The organism is Flammeovirga sp. AWQ4_249, from assembly GCF_056161045.1.
This window is the reverse complement of sequence record NZ_JBSWYJ010000015.1, coordinates 16,385-37,401: the sequence shown is the minus strand read 5'-3', so window position 1 is coordinate 37,401 and position 21,017 is coordinate 16,385. Positions and strand designations below refer to the sequence as shown.

Annotated in this window: 16 protein-coding genes; 5 read left to right on the top strand and 11 right to left on the bottom strand. The window is 32.6% G+C overall.

What is annotated here, in order from left to right; translation table 11 throughout:
• The gene (locus ACXAHM_RS12890) at nucleotides 1-693 is read left to right on the top strand and encodes a methyltransferase domain-containing protein (protein ID WP_474960855.1); all 693 of its coding nucleotides are present in this window, start codon (nucleotides 1-3) and stop codon (nucleotides 691-693) included.
• Nucleotides 694-697: 4 nt separating this feature from the next.
• Nucleotides 698-1,819: an NAD(P)/FAD-dependent oxidoreductase gene (locus ACXAHM_RS12885; RefSeq protein ID WP_474960854.1), complete on the top strand. Its 1,122-nt coding sequence runs from the start codon at nucleotides 698-700 to the stop codon at nucleotides 1,817-1,819.
• Between the two features lie 3 nt (nucleotides 1,820-1,822).
• Here the strand turns inward: ACXAHM_RS12885 and ACXAHM_RS12880 are convergent, their stop codons facing one another.
• The 3 genes from ACXAHM_RS12880 to ACXAHM_RS12870 all read right to left on the bottom strand — a co-directional run bounded on the left by ACXAHM_RS12880 (nucleotide 1,823) and on the right by ACXAHM_RS12870 (nucleotide 7,627).
• Entirely contained in the window at nucleotides 1,823-3,481 is a 1,659-nt protein-coding gene (locus ACXAHM_RS12880; protein ID WP_474960853.1) for an ABC1 kinase family protein, read from the bottom strand.
• A gap of 109 nt (nucleotides 3,482-3,590) precedes the next feature.
• On the bottom strand, nucleotides 3,591-6,896 hold the full coding sequence (locus ACXAHM_RS12875) for an efflux RND transporter permease subunit (RefSeq protein WP_474960852.1): 3,306 nt from the start codon (nucleotides 6,894-6,896) through the stop codon (nucleotides 3,591-3,593).
• 317 nt (nucleotides 6,897-7,213) lie between these two features.
• On the bottom strand, nucleotides 7,214-7,627 hold the full coding sequence (locus ACXAHM_RS12870; RefSeq protein ID WP_474960851.1) for a DUF3127 domain-containing protein: 414 nt from the start codon (nucleotides 7,625-7,627) through the stop codon (nucleotides 7,214-7,216).
• 197 nt (nucleotides 7,628-7,824) lie between these two features.
• Here ACXAHM_RS12870 and ACXAHM_RS12865 point away from each other — a divergent pair, with 197 nt between their 5' ends.
• Genes ACXAHM_RS12865 through ACXAHM_RS12855 form a run of 3 tightly spaced genes read left to right on the top strand, consistent with a single transcriptional unit; the run spans nucleotide 7,825 to nucleotide 10,977 of the window.
• Entirely contained in the window at nucleotides 7,825-8,982 is a 1,158-nt protein-coding gene (locus ACXAHM_RS12865; RefSeq protein ID WP_474960850.1) for an acyl-CoA dehydrogenase family protein, read from the top strand.
• Between the two features lie 3 nt (nucleotides 8,983-8,985).
• Nucleotides 8,986-9,678, top strand: coding sequence for a pseudouridine synthase (locus ACXAHM_RS12860; protein WP_474960849.1), 693 nt, complete (start codon nucleotides 8,986-8,988; stop codon nucleotides 9,676-9,678).
• 3 nt (nucleotides 9,679-9,681) lie between these two features.
• Entirely contained in the window at nucleotides 9,682-10,977 is a 1,296-nt protein-coding gene (locus ACXAHM_RS12855) for an acyltransferase family protein (protein WP_474960848.1), read from the top strand.
• On the opposite strand, the gene ACXAHM_RS12850 is transcribed toward ACXAHM_RS12855, so the two are convergent.
• The 8 genes from ACXAHM_RS12850 to ACXAHM_RS12815 form a co-directional block, all read right to left on the bottom strand.
• Nucleotides 10,965-11,990: an aldo/keto reductase gene (locus tag ACXAHM_RS12850; protein ID WP_474960847.1), complete on the bottom strand. Its 1,026-nt coding sequence runs from the start codon at nucleotides 11,988-11,990 to the stop codon at nucleotides 10,965-10,967. The two genes, ACXAHM_RS12855 and ACXAHM_RS12850, sit on opposite strands and share 13 nt — an antisense overlap.
• 240 nt (nucleotides 11,991-12,230) lie before the next feature.
• A complete protein-coding gene (locus ACXAHM_RS12845) occupies nucleotides 12,231-14,306 on the bottom strand; it encodes an FUSC family protein (protein ID WP_474960846.1) in 2,076 nt (691 codons plus the stop codon).
• Nucleotides 14,307-14,533: 227 nt separating this feature from the next.
• On the bottom strand, nucleotides 14,534-15,544 hold the full coding sequence (locus ACXAHM_RS12840) for a hypothetical protein (protein WP_474960845.1): 1,011 nt from the start codon (nucleotides 15,542-15,544) through the stop codon (nucleotides 14,534-14,536).
• A 194-nt stretch (nucleotides 15,545-15,738) separates the two neighbouring features.
• Nucleotides 15,739-16,194, bottom strand: coding sequence for an SRPBCC family protein (locus ACXAHM_RS12835; RefSeq protein ID WP_474960844.1), 456 nt, complete (start codon nucleotides 16,192-16,194; stop codon nucleotides 15,739-15,741).
• Nucleotides 16,195-16,198: 4 nt separating this feature from the next.
• Complete coding sequence (locus tag ACXAHM_RS12830) at nucleotides 16,199-16,984, bottom strand: hypothetical protein (RefSeq protein WP_474960843.1); 786 nt, start codon at nucleotides 16,982-16,984, stop codon at nucleotides 16,199-16,201.
• Nucleotides 16,985-17,037: 53 nt separating this feature from the next.
• Complete coding sequence (locus tag ACXAHM_RS12825; RefSeq protein ID WP_474960842.1) at nucleotides 17,038-17,613, bottom strand: magnetosome magnetite crystal formation protein family; 576 nt, start codon at nucleotides 17,611-17,613, stop codon at nucleotides 17,038-17,040.
• A gap of 197 nt (nucleotides 17,614-17,810) precedes the next feature.
• Nucleotides 17,811-19,565: a lysine--tRNA ligase gene (gene lysS, locus ACXAHM_RS12820; protein WP_474960841.1), complete on the bottom strand. Its 1,755-nt coding sequence runs from the start codon at nucleotides 19,563-19,565 to the stop codon at nucleotides 17,811-17,813.
• Between the two features lie 197 nt (nucleotides 19,566-19,762).
• A complete protein-coding gene (locus tag ACXAHM_RS12815) occupies nucleotides 19,763-20,905 on the bottom strand; it encodes a helix-turn-helix domain-containing protein (protein ID WP_474960840.1) in 1,143 nt (380 codons plus the stop codon).
• Between the last annotated feature and the right edge of the window lie 112 nt (nucleotides 20,906-21,017).

Genomic DNA, 21,017 nt, shown 5'->3' with positions numbered 1-21,017 from the left:
ATGATTCAATTACAAGAGAGGTCCAATGAATTAGAACTTCTTGACCAACCTGATATACCAAAAGATGATTTATACCGTAACCTTAAAGAACTTCATTTTATCAATAAAACGTTAGGTGGATATGATGTTGTTTTTAAAGGTATCAAAAAATTAATCTCTGCTGATATTACTCGTCCTCTACGCATTTTAGATATTGGAAGTGGTGGCGGAGACACTTTAAAAGAGATTTATAGAAAATTTGGTAATACTCATCCTCTAGAACTTACTGGAGTTGATTTAAAATTAGATTGTATTCAATATGCGGAAGAAAATTGTAAAGGTTTACCTATACGATTTGTACAATCTGACTACAGAGATTATCTAGACCAAGTTGAGAATTTTGATATTATCGTTTGTAGTCTTTTTTGTCATCACCTTCCCGATAATAGCTTAATTGAATTATTTAGTACCATACATCAATCAGCAAAAATGGGATGTATCATAAATGATTTACATCGTCATCACCTTGCTTACTATAGTATAAAATGGTTGACAGCATCCTTTTCAAAATCTTACTTGGTAAAAAACGATGCTTGCCTTTCTGTAGCGAGAAGTTTCTCTAAAAAAGAGATTCATACATTGATGAATGCTTCAGGAATTACCAATTTTAATTTACACTGGCAATGGGCTTTTCGTTGGCTCTTAATTTTCTAAATCTATGTATGACATTTGTATTATTGGAGGAGGATTAGGTGGCTTAACATTAAGTATTCAGATGGTTGATTTGGGATGGAAAGTACTTTTAATTGAGAAAAAAAACTATCCTTTTCACCGTGTTTGTGGTGAGTACATCGCTCAAGAATCATGGGATTTTTTATCTCGAATCGGATTTGATTCCTCACAATTTAACCTACCTATTATCAATCAGTTGAAAGTAAGTGCACCCAATGGTCAATATTTAACATCGTCCTTGACCACTGGAGGAATTGGCATTAGTCGATACCTTATTGATCAAACATTATTTTCAATTGCCAAAGAAAAAGGAGTTGAAGTGCTAACAAAAACATCCGTTCAATCTGCCAGTTACTCAACCGATAATTGGGATATAAAAACGAATAAATCAACCTACAAAGCAAAAGCAGTAGTTGGTGCCTACGGGAAAAGATCTAATCTAGATCAGCAATTGAACCGTAGTTATTTGTCAAAAAATGACAAATCTAAATTAAAGAATTTTGTTGCTGTCAAGTATCATTTAAAAGGTGATTTTGTCTTGAATCAAATTGAATTACATAATTTCGAAGGAGGTTACTGTGGTCTTTCTAAAGTAGAAAATGATATTCTTTGTATGTGTTATTTGGTCAGTGGTACCACTTTTAATAAGGAAGGTAACATCGATAGATTAGAGAAAAACATTTTACAAGAAAATCCTTTTTTAAAAAAATACCTTCAGTACGAAAGGCTTTGGGAACGTCCATTAAGTATAGCTCAAGTTGATTTTTCCAAAAAAGATACGATTGAAAATGGACTCCCATTAATCGGTGATGCTGCTGGATTAATTGCTCCTTTATGTGGAAACGGTATGAGCATGTCTATGCATGCTAGTGCATTTATGGCTTCCAACTTACATCTATTTTTAGAAGGAAAACAAACTTGGGAAGAATCACTAAAAGCTTATGAAAACTTTTGGAAAGAAGCCTTCAAAACCAGGTTAACAATGGGAAGGGTATTGCAAAGGAGCTTTGGTAAAAAAGGAATTACGAACTTAATGATTTCCTTATTGCAAAACACTCCTTCAGTAATGAAAAAGGTCATCCAAAGTACTCATGGACAACCTTTCTAATTTTTATTTTTTCTTTTTATTTCGAAAGAGATCTTTGAAAACATCTATTGTCAAAGCAAGACCTAAAATCCCAGCAATCACATAACCTCCAAGTGCAAATCGGCTTATAAACGGAGCATTTTCAGCTACAGCCATTGAAGATGAAGCTATCAATAAACATCCGATAATAATACCAATGGTCAATTTATTGACACCATTTCTGAAGGAATCCAATATTGGTTGAGTTTCCTCTAATGTGATCATAACATCAATCTTTCCTTTTTTAATAAGTTGAATAATGTCCTTGATGTCTGTTGGGAAATTCCTCAAGTCTTTTAATCCATGAATCATATCCATCATTAATTCCCTCTGACCTTTTGGTGTAAAGAAATGGAATTGATACTTCAAGATAAATGGTTTAACTTCTTGAAGAAGATTCATGGTAGGATTCATTTCTAATGCTGAACCTAATACTAAGGCCAATGATCTCGCTAAAGTCACAAAATAATTAGGCATTGTAATGTTATAGCTAAACATTATAGTCATGACTTTTTCAGAAAAATCAACCCATGGAATTGTATCCATTTCTTGATCTATATACTGAAATAAATCATGCAATTGATACTGAAGATTCTTGGTATTTTCTTTCGTTATTTCGTGAGTCAATGCAATTCTTTTGATAGAATGAATGACTCTATCTGTATTTTTTGAAAGAAAAGCTTCTAAAAAATCACCAATAACAGTCGTATCTTCTTTTAATAAGTGACCAACCACACCAAAATCAATAAAACATAGTTTTAAATCTTTAGTAATAAATACATTTCCAGGATGAGGATCTGCATGGTAAAAACCATATTCAATGATTTGTTGAAAGAAAGATTGAACTAGATTTTTACTAATAATTTCTTTTTCCTTTTCGGTAGCGTGTTCTAAAAAATCATTCAACTTCTCTCCTTCTGCATATTCCATACAAAAGAGTTTATCAGTAGATAAATTTGGATAAACTTGAGGTGCAGTTGTTGTTTTCGAGCCTTCAAAAAAACGGCAAAATTGTATTTGATTATTCCTTTCAATAGAATAGTTCAATTCATTTTTCAACGTCATTTCAAACTCATCAAACAGTCGTAAAGGATCCATCCTCGCAAATGCTCTGCTTGATCGTTCTACAATTCTTAAAATGGATCGAATGATTCTTAGATCTTCCTTTACAGTGGCCTCTGCAGAAGGTTTCCTTACTTTTAAAACCATTGGTTTTCCTTCTCTTTCCACAGCATATGTCTGTCCTATTGATGCAATTCCTATTGGTGTCGGATCAATTTTATTAAAAATTTCATCTGCTTTTTCACCCAATTCTTCTTCAATAATTACTTTGACATCGAAAGAATCATCTTCCTTTACTTCATCTTGTAATTTCTTTAATTCCTTTACATATTCTAAAGGAATCAAGTCCGCACGATTACTCATCATCTGCCCTAACTTGATAAAAGTAGGTCCTAATTCTTCAATAGCCAATCGAAGCCTTACCTCAGGAGGAGATTTAGAAAGCTCATGGTTTTTATCAAGAATTGTATTGGGAATAAGATGTGAAATATTGGAATTAGCCAACCAGCCTTTAAAGCCGTATTTGACTAATACCTGAACTATTTCAATATATCGATGTGAATATGTCGTTTTCGTTTGCATTTAAATGGTTAAAGTAACGTTATACTTTGAATAATTATTTTAAAAATAAAAAGGGTGACACCTGGAAAGTCCTTGTGCCACACCCAAAATACAACGTTACATGTAAATTTTAATTATCTTTTATATTTTCATCTGATGAATCATCAGTATTTTTATCTTTTTTATCATCTTTTTTCTCTTCAGTATTAGAAGAGTTCTGATCTTCATTTTTTGGTCCTTTCGTTTCATCCTTCTTTACTTCCTCTGTATTTTCTTTGGAAGGTTTCGCTTCACTTCCTTCTTCTCCATGTTTCTTTTTTGAGAAATATTTATGAAGTAAATAATAATTAGAAGGAACAAAAATGATCGCTAAGAAAGTTGCCGCTAACATTCCTCCAAATACTGTAGTACCTAAAGAGTGTCTTGAATTGGCTCCAGCTCCAGAGGCAATCACTAGAGGATAAACACCTAAGATGAAAGCGAAAGAAGTCATCAAAATTGGTCTAAACCTCACTTTACCTGCGTCGACAATTGCATCAAATAACTTTTCTCCTTTTGCAATATTGTCTCTTGCAAATTCAATGATTAGAATGGCATTTTTTGAGGCTAGTGCGACCAAGAGTACAATACCAATTTGCATGTAAACATCATTGGTTAAACCTCTCATTTGAATGGATATTACTGCTCCAAATAAGGCTAAAGGAACGGCTAAGATTACACCCAGTGGATCAATCCATGATTCATATTGTGCCGCTAGTACTAGATATACAAAGACTACAGCTAATAAGAATACATAAATTACACTACCATTGGCTTTGATTTGCTGGAATGCTAATCCTGTCCATGTTGCTGTCATTGATTTATCCAATTTAGCATCACTCATCTCTGTCATAGTTTGAATTGCATCACCCGAACTATGTCCGATTTGTGCATCACCATGAACAAAAGCTGCATTATACAAATTATATCTTGTGACGATTTCTGGTGCTTCAACATAGGAAATGTTGACTAACGAACCAATCGAAATCATTTTACCTTGTTCGGATTTCACATACAAGTTCCAAAGGTCATCAACCTTCGTTCTATAGTCAGATCTTGATTCAATATTAACTTGATACGTTCTATTCCATCTTGAGAAGTCATCAATATATTGTTGACCCGTAAAAGCATTTAAGGCGTCATAAATGGTAGAAACCGAAACACCCATCATTTGAGCTTGCTCTGTTTTTACATCAAGTTTTAATTGAGGAATTCTAGAGTCGAAAGTAGTACCCACTCCTTGTAATGTTTCTTGTTGATTTCCTGCCTCAACAAATTCGTCCACTACTTTTTGAATTGTACCATATCCTTCTCCACCTTTATCTAAGATAACCATTTGGAATCCACCTGTATTACCCAAACCACTTATGGCTGGAGGGACAAATGAAGTAACATTTGCTCCAAGAATATCTTGATACCTTTTTGCAAGATCCCTCATGATATGATCAATGTCGTGTCCTTCATCAATTCTTTCATCCCAGTCTTCAAAAATGACAAAGATTGTAGCTCTATTTGGTGCTGTTGTACCGTCCATAATGGAGAAGCCTTCCACAGTCATCCAAGTTTTCACACCTGGTACATGAGAATAAATAGAATCCAACTGCGTAGAAATTTCTGCTGTTCTGTTCATAGATGCAGATTTTGGTAATTCTACAGAAGTCATTACATAACCTTGATCTTCTTGAGGAATAAATGATGTTGGAAGCATCATAAAGTCCCACCCTGCAAACAGTGTAATGCCTAAGAATACCATTAAGGATACACCAAATTTTCTAACAGCATGTGTCAGTACATACGAATACTTTGAGAATACTTTCTCGTAGCCTTTGTTGAAGTACCTAAAGACTACATTTTGTTTTTTATTCTTATCTTCTGGTTGAAGGATAATAGCACACAAGGCCGGTGACAATGTCAAGGCATTAAAAGCACTAAATAATGTTGATACTGCAATCGTTAAGGCAAATTGTTTATACAATTGTCCTGTAATACCTCCCATTGACGCGGCGGGTAAGAATACAGACATTAATACCAAAGTTGTGGCAATAATTGGCCCTGTTACCTCTTGCATGGCTTTAATGGCAGCCTCTTTTCTTTCAAGACCTTCTTCCATATGCCTACTCGTATTTTCTACTACTACAATGGCATCATCCACCACAATACCGATGGCGAGAACTAAACCGAATAGGGATAATATATTGATTGAGAAGCCCAATGCACTCATTACCGCAAATGTACCAATTAGTGCTACTGGAATTGTTACTGCCGGAATTAATGTTGCTCTCCAATCTTGTAAGAACATATACATTACTATGAATACAAGAATAATGGCAATCACTAAGGTTTCTACTACTTCATCAATAGAAACTTTCACATATTTTGTCGTATCTAAAGGAACAGAATAAGACATCCCTTCAGGGAATTTCTCCTTTAGAATACCGAGTCTTTCTATAACTTGTTTTTGGATATCTAATGCATTGGCAGAAGGCAATTGATAAATAGCAATACCTGCAGCTTGCTTTCCTTTTAAGTGGAAAAACATATTGTAGTCTTTACTACCCAATTCAATGTTAGCAACATCTTTTAAGAAGATGGTACGTCCCTTACTATCTGTTTTTACAACAATGTCTTCAAACTGTTTTACATCTTCAAGACGACCTGGAGAAACAACTAATGCATATTGATTTTTTTGAGTTGAGCTAGAAGGAGTTTGGCCCAACTGTCCTGCGGCTACCTGCACGTTTTGTGACATAATAGCATTCTTCACATCCACAGAAGAAAGCCCTCTATCTCTAAGTTTTGATGGGTCCATCCAAACACGAATACTATAGTCATTGACCCCATATATACTCACGTTACTTACACCTGGAATCCTTTTTAATTCATCTGCAATGTATACTTTCGCATAATTACTTAAGAATAAGGAGTCAACCACATCATCATCGGACTGAATTGCAGCAATCATAACAAGATTTGCGGCTTGTACAGAGACACCTGATGATGATTTATCAGTTACCACACCCAATGTTTGGACGATGTCTGGAATTTTAGGTAATGCTTGAGCTACCTTGTTCTGAACCAATACAGTGGCTATATCCAAGTCTGTACCTACCTCAAAAGTAATGGTCAAAGTATATGTACCATCATTGTTTGAAGTTGAGTTCATATAAAGCATGTTTTCCACACCATTCACTGATTGCTCAATGGGTGCCCCTACTGTCTGCGCAATTACTTCTGCACTTGCCCCAGGGTATGAAGCTGTCACGTTTACCGTTGGCGGTGTTATGTTCGGGTACTCTGCAATTGGTAGATTAACGAGAGCAATGCTACCTGTTAGCACTATGATAATAGCTAAAACTGAAGCAAAGATAGGTCGATTGATAAAAAATTTAGAGATCATTATGTTTTGTAACGTTGTTCTTTAGATGTGGTAACGTCATTACTTTTTGTTACGTTGTTGATATTTACTTTTGTTAACGACTGCTTTGTTTACAATAAGCATTTAATGAAAATGTACAGACCGATTGAGAAATTATCAATTGCGTCATATTTTTTGGGTTGATTTATTTATAAAATACGACAGAAGAAGTTGTTTCTCTATATGTAGTTAATTTATTATTAGAATGTTATAATTAATAAGACTTATAAGTATATGAAAAAAGTAAATAGTCAGATAAAAAAAAAGAGAGCTACTTTGAAGTAACTCTCTTTTTTTAATTAGAATGGTAAATCACCATCAATATCATCGCCTCCTACTGGTGGTGGAGGTGGTGGAGGTGTATTTGTCGAAGCAGCTGGAGCTGGAGCACCACCATAATTTGCTTGTTGTGGAGCTGCTGCTGGCTGAGCATTTGCTGCTGGATTAATTCTCCAAGCTTCAAGGTTTGTGAAATAAATTGTTTCACCACCTTTGTCAAATGGTCTACCTTTCAAATCGAAAGTCACTGCAATATCATCACCTTCATTATAACTATCTAATAAGTTACAACGATCTTGAGTTGCTTGGAACTTAATGTACTGTGGGTAGCTACCTTCTTGAATTAAAAGAACGAATTCTCTTTTCTTAAAAGTGGCTGTCACTTGCTGTGTATCCATGATCTTTTCGACCTTGCCTACTACTTCAAAAGCCATATTTATAAATTTTTTGTCTGTTTCTATATTTTATAAACCACGAAATTACAAAATCAACTTCAGATTTTTCAATTTTCATCGTAAATATTCCTTACAATTTTAAAATAATTTCTTCTGTTTATCTGTAATTCAATTTTTGTTATCGTACCTTTAATAAAGAACAATACAAAACCATAAACACATCATAAATTACCAAAATGACAGATTTTTATGCAATAGACGATCTACTAACTGAAGATCAAAAACTAGCAAGAAACTCCACTGCAGATTTTATCCATCAAAATGTAAAACCAATCATCGAGGAACATGCTCAAAAGGCGACATTTCCAGCTTATTTAGTAGCTCAATTTGGTGAAATGGGATTATTTGGTCCAGCAATTTCCACAAAGTACGGTGGTGGTGGAATGGATTATATCTCCTATGGATTGATCATGCAAGAAGTAGAAAGAGGTGATTCTGGATTAAGATCCATGGCCTCTGTACAAAGTTCATTAGTCATGTTTCCTATTGAAGCTTTCGGCTCAGAAGAACAAAAACAAAAGTACCTCCCCCAATTAGCATCTGGTGAATTTTTAGGCTGTTTTGGTTTAACAGAACCTAATCATGGGTCAAATCCTTCGGGCATGGAAACTACCTTGAGAAAAGAAGGTGAACATTATATTCTGAATGGTGCAAAAATGTGGATTACAAATTCACCCGTAGCTGATATCGCTATTGTTTGGGCCAAAAATGAAGAAGGAAGAGTAAAAGGGGTAATTGTTGAAAAAGGAATGGATGGGTTCACAGCGCCTGAAATTCATAACAAATGGTCATTAAGAGCAAGTATTACAGGTGAGTTGGTTTTTGATAATGTCAAAATACCTGAAGAAAATATACTTCCTATGAAAGACGGTTTAGGGGCTCCTCTAAAATGTTTAGATAATGCCCGCTATGGAATTGCTTGGGGTGCCATCGGTGCTGCAATTGATTGTTATGAAACGGCAAGAGATTATGCATTGGAAAGACAACAGTTTGATAAGCCAATTGGTGCTTTTCAGCTTACTCAAAAGAAGCTTTCAGAAATGTTAACTGAAATTACAAAAGCTCAACTTTTAGCTTTGAGACTAGGTCAGCTAAAAAATAAGGGAAAAGCAACAACTGCACAAATATCTATGGCTAAGCGTAATAACGTGGATATGGCCTTAAAAATCGCACGTGAAGCAAGACAAGTTTTGGGTGGAATGGGTATCACTGGAGATTATCCGATCATGCGTCATATGATGAATTTAGAATCTGTGATCACTTATGAGGGTACACATGACATACATTTATTAATTTTAGGGGCAGAAATTACAGGAATACCGAGTTTTAAATAAAATATGAATACTTTACATAGATATTATATCATCAATAAGCCTTATGGCGTTTTGCCACAATTTTCAGATCAAGAGGGAAGAAAAACGTTGAAATCTTTAGGGAAATTCCCTACCGATGTTTATCCGGTGGGACGTTTAGATATGGATTCTGAAGGCTTATTGATCATTACAAATGATAAGGCTTTGAATCATCAATTATTGCACCCTAAATTTGAACATAAGAAAACATACCTCGTTCAGGTTGATGGAGAAATAACAGATGAAGCCATTCAAAAACTATGTAAAGGCACTGAAATTACAGTAGACAAAAAGAAATATACTACGCTCCCAGCACAGTGTAAACGTGTCCCTAAACCAATAAACTTAGAGGATAGAGATCCACCTGTTCGTTTCCGAAAAAACATACCTACTTCTTTTATTGAATTAAGTATTCATGAAGGTAAAAATAGACAAGTAAGAAAAATGGTTGCTTCCGTTGGTTTTCCTTGTTTACGTTTAAAACGAATTGCCATTCAAAATTTAAGAATTGAAAAATTAAAAATTGGAGGGGTAATTGAATTAAAGAGAAATGAATTGCTTCCATTGTTAAAAATTAAGCCGGAAGATTTAAGTGCACCTCCACGAAAAAAGACATTCAATAAAAATAGTTCTTATAAAACTAGAATGCGAACAGGTGGAGTACGAAGGAAAAAGTAGTCTATGAATATATCTAAACAACAAACAAATCAGCTTAAAGGATTAAGTATACTCTTTATCATCGCTCATAATTATTTTCATTTTATCGGACCTAATCCTGGTGAAAACGAATTTAATTTTGATGCTCAGAGAGTACATAATTTTTTGAACTTGCTTATGTCTTCTCCTGAAGAAGGTATTAACTTACTTTTCTCCTTCTTGGGACATTATGGAGTTCAAATGTTTGTTTTTTTATCAGGATATGGATTAGCAAAAAGTTATCATCCGAAACAAAGTTATAGTAGTTTCATCCAAAAAAGATGGTGGAGCCTCTATCCCTCTTTATTAGCTGCTTTAGCTTTGTTTTTGGGCTACCAACTACTTTTCAACCGAATCAACTTTGGTTGTCAAACTATCCTCTCAAGTGTATATAAACTTACACTATTCAATAATTTAATACCTGAAGAAGCTTTATCTCTCAACGGACCTTGGTGGTTTTATAGTTTAATTTTTCAACTGTACCTTATTTTTCCAGTAACCTATACATTGGGTACAAAACTAAAAACACCACTGATACAGTTCTCTATCATTATTGGGTGGATAATTTTGGTCAATTGGGTGATTCAACCTTATTTTTTATCAGAAAATCAAAATGTATATTTCACAGCAATAGGTCATTTACCCATTTTCTATTTAGGTATATATTTTACAAAATTTCAATTAAACACTACTTTTAAAACTTCATTATTTGCTATTGCTTTGGTTGTTTTTGGTTTAGGTAATTTTTATACTGAAGTCTTCCCTTTTTCATTTTTAAGCGTAACTCTCATTTGCCTTTTGGGTTATGATAAACTGATTGGCATCAACACAAAACCAAATACTATTTTAGTATATTTTGGTAAAAAAAGCTTATATCTATTTGCGGTTAATGGTTTTCTACGCATCCCTTTTCTTCAAGTATTTGAACCAAATGCAGCTTATCAAAAAGTACTCTATTTTATAATATTCTTTGGCATATGTTTATTAGTCGCTCTATGTTGTGAATGGATCACATTAATGATAAAAAGAGGACTTAAATATGTTTTTAAAAAAGGAAGTAAATGTCAATCTTTTACTCTATTTTCCGGGTTGATTGGGATGGTATTTTTTGTTTCTTTGCATAAAAATTGCCCTTCTTTATTCCAAACTTTTAAAATTGGATTACCTATTATTGGCGTCTACCTTATTACGAGTATTGGATTAATATTAAATACAAAAAAAATAGGGCTATTGCTTATCAACACCCTACTTTTTTCTAGTTTATTATATTATTTCCTATGATCAATCTTATCATACCAACCTCCATACGAATATTTTTTAGGAGCGTCTTCTTTCAAGAATTTTGTGGGGAATCCTAAATCAATTTTACTGATTTCTGATAATGTCGCTTCATCTTCAGCAGATAACTTCCAATCCAAGCACTTCAAATTATCTTCCACCTGATGAGGTTTTCTAGAACCAATAATTGGGATGATATTTTTGTTTTGTGCTCTTAACCAATTGAGTGCAACTTGAGAAGGTGACTTGCCTAGTTTATCTGCTATGTCAGATACTGCTTGGGCAATCTGTATATTTTCAGGATTAAATTTCACACTCTTTTCAGAAAGACGTGCACCTTCAATCATACCTTTGTTGTACTTTCCTGTAAGTAACCCTGCCCCTAAAGGTGACCAAGTTGTGATTGACATTCCAAAATCATCTGCCATTGGGATTAATTCCCGTTCTACATCTCTTGTGATCAAACTATATTCTACCTGTAAGCCTACAAATTCTTCCCATCCTCTTAGTTCTGCCATCATATTTGCTTTAGCAACAACCCAAGCTGGAGTATCAGAAATACCAATATAACATACTTTTCCTTGAGAAATAAGATCATTCATCGCTCTTAAGACCTCATCAACACGTGTCGTAAAATCCCACATATGTACCCAAAGCACATCCATATAATCGGTATTCATTCTTTTCAGAGAAGCCTCAACTGTACGCATCATATTTCTACGAGAATTACCCGTTCCATTGGGATGTGTTTCATCTTCTATCAATGTATATTTTGAAGCTAATACAAACTTATCTCTTTCACTTCCCACAAAATCTCCGAGATATTTTTCAGAAGTTCCATTGGTATAAAAATTAGCTGTATCAATAAAATTACCCCCAGCGTCAGCAAATGTTTCAAATACTTTTTTAGATGTTTCGAAATCAGCACCTGTGCCCCATTCTTCACCAAAAGTCATAGCGCCTAAGCATAGTTCAGAGACTTTTAACCCTGACTTGCCAAATAATTTATATCTCATTTTTAATTATCAGTTAGATGTAGTTTAAAGTTAACATTTTGGAGATGTAATCAACAATACTTTTTCTTTAATTTCTATTGAAATAGTACTTTTCTATATTAAGATTATACTTTTCAAATGTGAATTGTACTACCATTTTCTCTACATTTTTTTCTTATTTATATTAAAATAAAAATGGGAAAAGTAAGAAAGACTAGACAAATAAATTTGAATGTCTAGCCTTTGTATAATTCTCCTATTCTATGAAAAACGCTCTTCTTTAAGTGAGAAGAGATGAATGTTTTTCCTGATGTCATGATATCCATGCATCGCTTCATAAAAGATTTTAAAACTATTCAAAAATTTATAGGTTTCTGAGACTGTTTCAACTTTTTCTGTTTTCACTCCCTCATAAATTTCTTTTATTTTCTGATTAATAAAATCAGTATCACATTCTTTCCCTTTTGAGATTTTCAATAACTCTTGATTTACTGAAGCTATTAAGGACTTTGTTTCACTTTTGACTGCAAAATTTGAAGAATTCACATTTTGATGTTCCAATATTAAGTGAAGTCTCTTCGATATTCTAAACACCATTAATGAGAGGTCTTCTAGTTGTTTTTTATCTACTTGATTAAAAAAACTATAATCAATTTCATTAAGGTATTCTTTCAATAAAAGAGGTATTGTTTTCACATCTTGCAGGAGTAAATTTTTATACAATTTATTGCGTTTTCCTTTATTATTTCCATATAAATATTGCGTACTTTTAAAGAACCTCTCAATGGACTTTAAAAATTTCTTTTCTGGTCTTGTTGAGCTCATTAAATAACCCGCACCAATTAGAAACATCATGTACATGATATCAAATAAGAAACCATTTACTAATTGTGAGAAATCATATTGCTGCTGACTTGCAACCCCTAATGACATAAGACCAATAGAAGCAGTAATATAAGCCATTCCTTTTAGGTAAAAATGTTGTATAAAAGTATACACAAACAACAAAAGAGCAAAGTAAGCAAAGTTGCTACTTAAAGGCATCAGAATCGTGTAAAAAACGGTGATGACAATACACATAATGTATGTTGGGGGCAAAAAATCCTTTGCTTTTAAACTGGTTAAATTCGCCATTGCCATTCCATTTACACCTGCCATTACATACCATTGATTATGTCCTGGTGGATCAAAAAATAACCAGATTAAATAACTAGAAAATACGGCACTTACTGCAAAAATTGTTTTTTGAAAATAATCTCTATCAAGGACTAAATTAAAACGAAATCTAGATGTTTCTGGTTTAGTTTTTTCTTTTAATGTTAAGATCTGACAAAGGTTATCTTCTATTTTATCAAGCTGATTAAATAGCCTTTTATATTCTAAATCTAAAGCATCTAAAAACCTTTTTTCTAATTCATTAACTTGATCACTATATCTTTGAAAATCTATTGATGGCATTACTTTTTTGGCTACTACTTCCTTATTATATATCAATAATTTTATCTCTTTTACACGGTGTATTACTTCTTTTGTGAGGAGTTTTATATCCTCTTCTAGTAATCCTCTGTGTTGATGATATAAATCTTTTTTCAGGATATTTATATTTGTTATGCTCAAAGAAATATCTTGAAAAGTTTGAGAAGTATTATTCCAAATATCTTTATTTGAACTCTTTATATTTTCATCAAAAAAATTCTCATCAATATCATTCTGAAAACTTGTAATATTTTCATCTAGAATGGATATCTTTTGATAAAATGTAATGGTAAAGTCATTATATTTTCTTGAAAACTCTAGATAATTCAATGAATCATTAATTGAACCCAAGACTTTCCTTAAAGAATCTGCAATGGTATTATTCTTATAATTAGGCCAAATCAAAAGAGAAACAAGCGTATATACACTAATTCCTGTTACATTTTCTAATATTCTATATAATGCGTGATCAAATGCTGTAGAAGCAGATTCTGCACCTGTACTTGAAATAATAAGCATTGTGAAACCAATTACATTCCAAAAGTAATTTCTTTTGGTATCAGACAACATCAAATAGGTTGAAATGAATAGCCAAATAAGTACACATGTAATAAATAAAAATCTACTTTGAGGTGCTATTGAAATCATCAGTAAACCACCGATACTACCTGGGATTGTACCACTTAAACGAAGAAGAGCCTTTTTGAATGACTGTTCTACATTAAACATTGGCATGGCAACCATAGCCACTGCAAAACCTGACCAAGCAGGATCATACCAATCTTGACTAAGTGCAATGGCATATGCAATTACAAGTGCAAGAGCTGTTTTAATAGCTTCTTTGATGTTAATGGAAGTCATAGAATATTTTTTGATGAATAAATGAACGATGCAAAAGTACCGTACTCACATAAAAAGTATCAGTAAATTCGTCAAGGATATCAGTAAATTCAATTCACTTTTTTTTAAATTATTGAATACAAAAGTAGAAAAAGTACTCTCCAGAGATTGTAAGATAGTATCCTAAAATCAGTAAAATAGTATGCATAAAAAAAAGAGTAACATAAAAAATGCTACTCTTTTGCTTACTAAATACCAAATCTATAATTAATCCCGGTCATTATAAACTTTGAATAATCTGAGATTCCATATTCACCTCTTATCCATAGTCTTTTACTTACTTGAAACTGACCTCCGAATTGAAAAGTCCATTTTTTAATTAAATCCTTTTTTATATGGTAGTCAACAGTTGAGCTCATTACTCCCCCTTCTCCTATCATTAAATCGTATCTTTCATTGAGGTTATTTATTCCTCTATCAATCATTACTTGTTGTGGTTTACTCAATTGATCATACCATTTGTAATACTCATCATCTAGATTTGGCATTGCTTCACTAAATTGAATACTACCGGCATTGACATCACTAGTTCTAAAATTGCGATACATTGCACCAACATAGAAATTGACAAACCTATCTTTTTTGAGTTTAAACTTCTTGCCAAAACGAACAGAAGAAACAATCACGGTAACATCATTTTCTAAAAGGTCAGTTCTTGTACCTGAATAGTTTACATCACCTGATATAAAGAAATCCTTATATCCATAATTAAAAGTTGCTCCTCCACCATATGAGATGGCTTGAAATATCACATTAGAACTGATAACAGGCATTTGCCCCATTCCAAAATCAGGTTGTAAAACCACTTCTGTTCCCCCTTCAACATATGAAAATAGTCCATAAACATTTAAAAAAGGAAGTGTAAAGAGATCTCCTCTTAAATTAATTCCATTAGAATAGGCTCGTGTTGTTTGAAAACCAAGAGTTTCTTCATTAAATACGGAAGAAAGATCTTGTCCATTAATACCCATTCCAAATTCAGAAATTCCTAAGTACATTTCATTATAGACATAATGCACAGATATACCTGCTGGAAGTGGGAAATCAATACCTTTATCTTGTACTTCCTGCCCCCATATTGGAAAAGTATAAGGGTATAAAGATGAAGTTGTATCCTCTGAAATTAATACAGCTTTTTCTTGAGCATAGGAAGTAGTAATGAATAGTAAAAATAGTAACGTGAAGTAATTATTTCTCATTTTTGTTTTGATTGTTTTGCTTGAAAGTAAATTTAGTTATATTTCAAACATTATGAATTCAAACAATAAATAAAGAATAATAAAGACACTGATAATCAATAGTTAACATTAAAAATAAAAATCCACCATTAACAAATAATGATGGATTTTATATTTTTGTTTGATATTTTATATTTTTTTAAATGAATAATTAATCACTTATTTACTTTCACCTTCCTTACTTCTTCTTTTTCTTTTTCAGGATTTAATGTAAAAATTCCTGTTTCACAATAATCTTTTAAAATAGTTAGATGTCTTGCCCAATGATAGCTACATATACCAAAAAAATCAGATTGTTCTTTCCAATTCGAATGTTTAAAATCAAGTTTTGTCATTCCATTTTGATTTGAAACTTCAAAGCTAATATTAGTACCAATCCATTCCTCATGACTATTTAAGCACTTCCATTCTATTTTTTTGTTTTGTTGAATATCTATTATTTCCATTTCATTGTCCGGAAAACCTTTATATCTAAAAATATTCACAAAACCTAGTTCAGGCTTTACTGTACAATCCTCTAACCACCACTTTGACAAACCTTCCTTTTCAGTTATAGCTTTAAAAACGGATTCAATTGAGGCGTTAATAATTACTTGATGATAAATCTTCATGGGCTTAATGTTCATGGTTTAATTCATAATCATCACAATGACAATCCACTTTGATGAGAAGCTTTTCAAACTCTTTATCAAATGAGTAATCTGTAGAAAAATGTGAGATTTCTTCATTTGCACTATTCCACCAACCAAATTCCATGACAGTAATAAAAGCATATTTCATCTTATCTTTCGATTGATATTCTTCATTAAACTGTAATTGAAGTTTCATTGGTTCAGCATTGTTTTTTTTATTTTCTTCATTAATTTTTTTCCAAGCTACTATCAAAAGGTCTCCTCCTTTAATTATAGCATCTCTATAATACAAAGTTCTTTTATTTTTAACTGGAAAACTAAGTAGTTCTTTTGGGGTTTCATAAGCCAAAGCAGTTACTTCTCTTAACCTAGCAACTTCTTTGTAATATTGAAGTTTTTCTTCCATGACTTTCGTCCAGAAATCATTCTTTGTGTAATCTAAATTTTCATACAGTTCAATAAATTTTTCTGATTCATTAATTACATCTTGAGCATCAAATTTATGAGCCTCTTCTAACCTCCAGATTGTAGGGTTAGTCCTGAAATAGTCTGTATCCCATAAATAATGAATTGTATTTTCTAATTCCACTCTAGTAAACTTAGTGGAGTCAAATTCACCATGACATTCACAAAATGCTTTTTCAAATTCAAAAATAGCATTCTGAGCATTTACAAAGGTCCCACTATTGAAAATAGTGAAGAGTAAAAAAAGGAAGAGATGTCTGTAGTTATATATCAAAAAACCTTTAGCAGTACTTGAATAATTCATTTCATTTATAATTCTGTTGAAAATTCAAGTTAAAGATACAATGTATTTACCTTTTACACCAATTGGATTATTTTTGGATATTTGTATTGTGTTTTACCTTTAGCTGCTAAAATAGAAAATACGATTGGTAGAATAATATTTAACAATGATAATATCAAATAGGTAATAGCTATGAAAAAAAAGCTAAATATTTGTTGACATTCTTCACAAGTAAATATTAATATACCACCGACAATTAATATAGAATATGTAATTATACTCCATGAAATTTGAAAATTAATAAGATTTTCTCCCATTTCTTCTAAGTCAATAACTTTGTCTTTCTTATTTTGCCAAACAATAAAAGGTAATAATATATTTCCTACAGGAATAGCTAGAAAAGCGAGAACAGAAAGATGCATTAAAATAAAAACACTTTTATCTTCTATCTTATCATAGTTCAATAGTTCCTTCACGTCAATACCCAGAGCTTCACATATTAATACAAGGGTTTTTCCTCTGGGTTCTGTTTCTCCTTTCTCAATTCTTTGAATAGTTCTTAAACTTACTTTAGCATTTTCTGCTAATTCTTCTTGGGTTAAACCTTTATTCTTTCTTATTTCCTTAATTTTTGATCCAATAGTTACCATATAATAAAATTATTTTTTGTTTGGTCACAAAGTAAATCTAAAAATGGTAATATTTCTAATGTCATAATTACGTCATTCTTATGACATTTACTACTACATGTTGATAATCAACTATTTAGAATTCAACAAAAAAGCTATCCCCATAAATGGAGATAGCTTAATCTATTTAGAATTACTACTTAATTAATAGTGTAATTTTAGTTATTCGCTTCTACAGCTTTATCAATCCACCCTTGAACCGTATCTTTCGATGGATTAGGGATTTGCTTTAATTTCAGTTTCTTCTTCATACCGATGAAGTCATTCATTAATTTACCTACAGCTTTATCTGCAAGATCAGAAGTCATATAGAAACCAAGTTTGTGCATTACATTAATAAGGTCTGTACCTACACCAATTGCTTCCCACTCTGCTTCAGAAGAAGCTACAGGCCATTTTTCAGGACGCATTTGAGGGAAGAATAATACTTCTTGGATTGATGCATTATCAGTTAACATCATTACAAGACGGTCAATACCGATACCTAAACCAGATGTAGGAGGCATACCATATTCTAATGCTCTTAAGAAGTCCTGATCGATGAACATTGCTTCGTCATCACCTGCTTCCATTAACTTCATTTGCTCTTCAAAACGCTCTCTTTGATCGATTGGGTCATTAAGCTCTGAGTAAGCATTCGCTACCTCTTTACCATTTACCATTAACTCAAAACGCTCTGTCAATTCAGGATTATCTCTGTGACGCTTACATAAAGGTGACATCTCTACAGGATAGTCAGTGATGAATGTTGGCTGAATATAATTGCCCTCACATTTTTCACCGAAGATCTCATCGATCAACTTACCTTTACCCATTGTTTCGTCATGCTCAATGCCTAACTCATCACAGAAAACACGTAATTCTTCAACAGATTTACCATTGATGTCTTTACCTGTATGTTCCATAATTGCTTCTGCCATAGTAACACGACGGTAAGGTGCTTTGAAAGAGATTTCATTCTCTCCTACTTTAGCATCTGTAGTACCGTTTGCAGCCATTGCAACAGTCTCTAAACATTGTTCAGTAAACTCCATCATCCAGTTGTAATCTTTGTAAGCTACATAGATTTCAACTGCAGTAAATTCAGGGTTATGCGTTCTATCCATACCTTCATTTCTGAAGTTACGAGAGAATTCATATACACCATCAAAACCACCCACGATTAATCTTTTTAAGTATAATTCGTTGGCAATTCTTAAATATAAAGGAGTATCTAAGGCATTGTGATGAGTAATGAACGGGCTAGCCGCTGCACCACCAGGGATACTTTGTAATACTGGAGTATCTACTTCTAAATGTCCATGATCGTTAAAGAAGTTACGCATAGCGTTAATGATCTTCGTTCTTTTAACGAAAGTCTCTTTCACTTCTTTATTCACTACTAAATCAACGTAACGTTGACGGTATCTTAATTCAGGATCAGAAAATGCATCGTGCATAGTTTCATTACCCTCTTCGTCTTTTGTTACCTTAACTGCAGGAAGTGGTTTTAAAGATTTAGATAAAACTTTAAGTGTCTTGGCATGAACTGTAGTTTCCCCTACTTCAGTTTTGAAAACAAAACCTGTGATACCAATAAAGTCACCTCTATCTAATAACTTTTTGAAAACCGTATTATATAATGTCTTATCCTCACCAGGACAGATTTCATCTCTATTTACATAAACTTGGATACGACCTGAGGCATCTTGTAATTCAACAAAAGCTGCCTTACCCATCGCACGAACACTCATAATACGACCAGCAATAGACACTGTTCCATAATCATTAGGACGACGATCGAAATTCTTATGAATATGTGCTGCTGAAACGTTTACATCAAATTTTTCCGCTGGATATGGATCAATGCCCAAGTCCATTAACTGTTGTCTCTTTTCTCTACGGAGTACTTCTTGTTCGCTAAGAATTTGCATTTTGATTGTTTTTTGCTCAACGTCAATAATGAGTAACCGAAACCCCTTCGACTACTTATACATTACTGCACAATTTCAAAGGGCGAAAATAATAGATTTATTTGTAAGAATAACGTAATTCTAAAAAATCATACGTTATTAATCATAAATTTAAATCTATTTTGAAAATTAATCTTGAATTAGGTCTAAATAGAGACTTAGACAGTTTGTAATAGCAACTTCTTTTTTAATTGTAATGGAGTGAGACCTGTTTCTTTCTTGAAAATATAATTAAAGGTAGATTTAGAATTGAATCCACTATCAAAAGCAATAGCTAATAATGTAAGATTTTGGTTTTCAGGTTTTGCTAACCTTTCTTTAAATTCTTCTACTCTATAGGTATTTATGTATTGATAAAAGGACTTTTTAAAGCCTTGATTTAATATTGATGAGACCTTTTTAGTTGAAAATCCTAATTTCTCAGATAACTTTTCTAAGCTTAATTCTGGATCAAGGTAGGGTTTTTCTTCTTCCATCAATTTTGTCATAAAATGCATCTCATTCTTAAGTATAGCGGACTTGTCTGATAACAATGATTCGTTAGCAATTACTTCTTCTTGAATTTCAATGCTCGCTTCTCGTGTCTGCACTTCTATATGAGAATGCATGATCATTTCATAAAAACCTTTCAGTCCTAACCAATAAATTACAAAAGCAAGGTAGAGAAATAAGATATAATAATCAGAATAAGGTCTTTTGTAATCAAAAAACACCATATCGACAAAAGTAAGTGTAGCAAACATTAGCCAACCAATTCCCCATCCTACAAGAATTTTCTTCATCCATATTCTATTTTGAACATCGGAATCCGAAATTTCAGCATCTTCATTTATTGATTTAAATGTAATAATAGCATAAATACTCATGGACAGTACTCCTATTATTACTTCAATTTTACCATACCCATCTAAAAAGCTTAAGGTATTTGTATTAAAAAATAACTGATCAAAAAGATGTAGAATTCTAATCGTAAAATAGAATACAGCGGGTAATAAATGTCTAAATGCACGAAAATTAAATTTATAATTTGAGGTACAAACAGATTTTGTATAAAGATATAATAAAGGGCCAATCATTAATAAAAATGTGAGAGGAACAGTTTGTAAAATTGGCACCTGCTTTAAAACGTGCATATCTCTTAGAATATGCCTGCCCATAGTGACCGCAATACAGGCAACTAAACCAGCTAAAAGGTAATTGGAAGTTTTTCTGCCTTTGTTAACGAAAACCAGTAGTATTGAAAAAATTAACCCTTGAGCTACGCCCATGATACTCAAGAAATTATATATATTAAAGTTCATGTGTGTCTGATAGTTCTTTGATATTAGGACACACAAGTTAAGGGAATTATTTAATAATATTGATAAAAAATATTTCAACACCAAGAAATAATCCCCTATTCATACTTCAATA

Bases quoted from the DNA above. Each gene is read 5' to 3' on its own strand.
- ACXAHM_RS12890 (WP_474960855.1), top strand. From the start codon at position 1: ATGATTCAATTACAAGAGAGGTCCAATGAATTAGAACTTCTTGACCAA.
- ACXAHM_RS12885 (WP_474960854.1), top strand. From the start codon at position 698: ATGTATGACATTTGTATTATTGGAGGAGGATTAGGTGGCTTAACATTA.
- ACXAHM_RS12880 (WP_474960853.1), bottom strand. From the start codon at position 3,481: ATGCAAACGAAAACGACATATTCACATCGATATATTGAAATAGTTCAG.
- ACXAHM_RS12875 (WP_474960852.1), bottom strand. From the start codon at position 6,896: ATGATCTCTAAATTTTTTATCAATCGACCTATCTTTGCTTCAGTTTTA.
- ACXAHM_RS12870 (WP_474960851.1), bottom strand. From the start codon at position 7,627: ATGGCTTTTGAAGTAGTAGGCAAGGTCGAAAAGATCATGGATACACAG.
- ACXAHM_RS12865 (WP_474960850.1), top strand. From the start codon at position 7,825: ATGACAGATTTTTATGCAATAGACGATCTACTAACTGAAGATCAAAAA.
- ACXAHM_RS12860 (WP_474960849.1), top strand. From the start codon at position 8,986: ATGAATACTTTACATAGATATTATATCATCAATAAGCCTTATGGCGTT.
- ACXAHM_RS12855 (WP_474960848.1), top strand. From the start codon at position 9,682: ATGAATATATCTAAACAACAAACAAATCAGCTTAAAGGATTAAGTATA.
- ACXAHM_RS12850 (WP_474960847.1), bottom strand. From the start codon at position 11,990: ATGAGATATAAATTATTTGGCAAGTCAGGGTTAAAAGTCTCTGAACTA.
- ACXAHM_RS12845 (WP_474960846.1), bottom strand. From the start codon at position 14,306: ATGACTTCCATTAACATCAAAGAAGCTATTAAAACAGCTCTTGCACTT.
- ACXAHM_RS12840 (WP_474960845.1), bottom strand. From the start codon at position 15,544: ATGAGAAATAATTACTTCACGTTACTATTTTTACTATTCATTACTACT.
- ACXAHM_RS12835 (WP_474960844.1), bottom strand. From the start codon at position 16,194: ATGAAGATTTATCATCAAGTAATTATTAACGCCTCAATTGAATCCGTT.
- ACXAHM_RS12830 (WP_474960843.1), bottom strand. From the start codon at position 16,984: ATGAATTATTCAAGTACTGCTAAAGGTTTTTTGATATATAACTACAGA.
- ACXAHM_RS12825 (WP_474960842.1), bottom strand. From the start codon at position 17,613: ATGGTAACTATTGGATCAAAAATTAAGGAAATAAGAAAGAATAAAGGT.
- lysS (WP_474960841.1), bottom strand. From the start codon at position 19,565: ATGCAAATTCTTAGCGAACAAGAAGTACTCCGTAGAGAAAAGAGACAA.
- ACXAHM_RS12815 (WP_474960840.1), bottom strand. From the start codon at position 20,905: ATGAACTTTAATATATATAATTTCTTGAGTATCATGGGCGTAGCTCAA.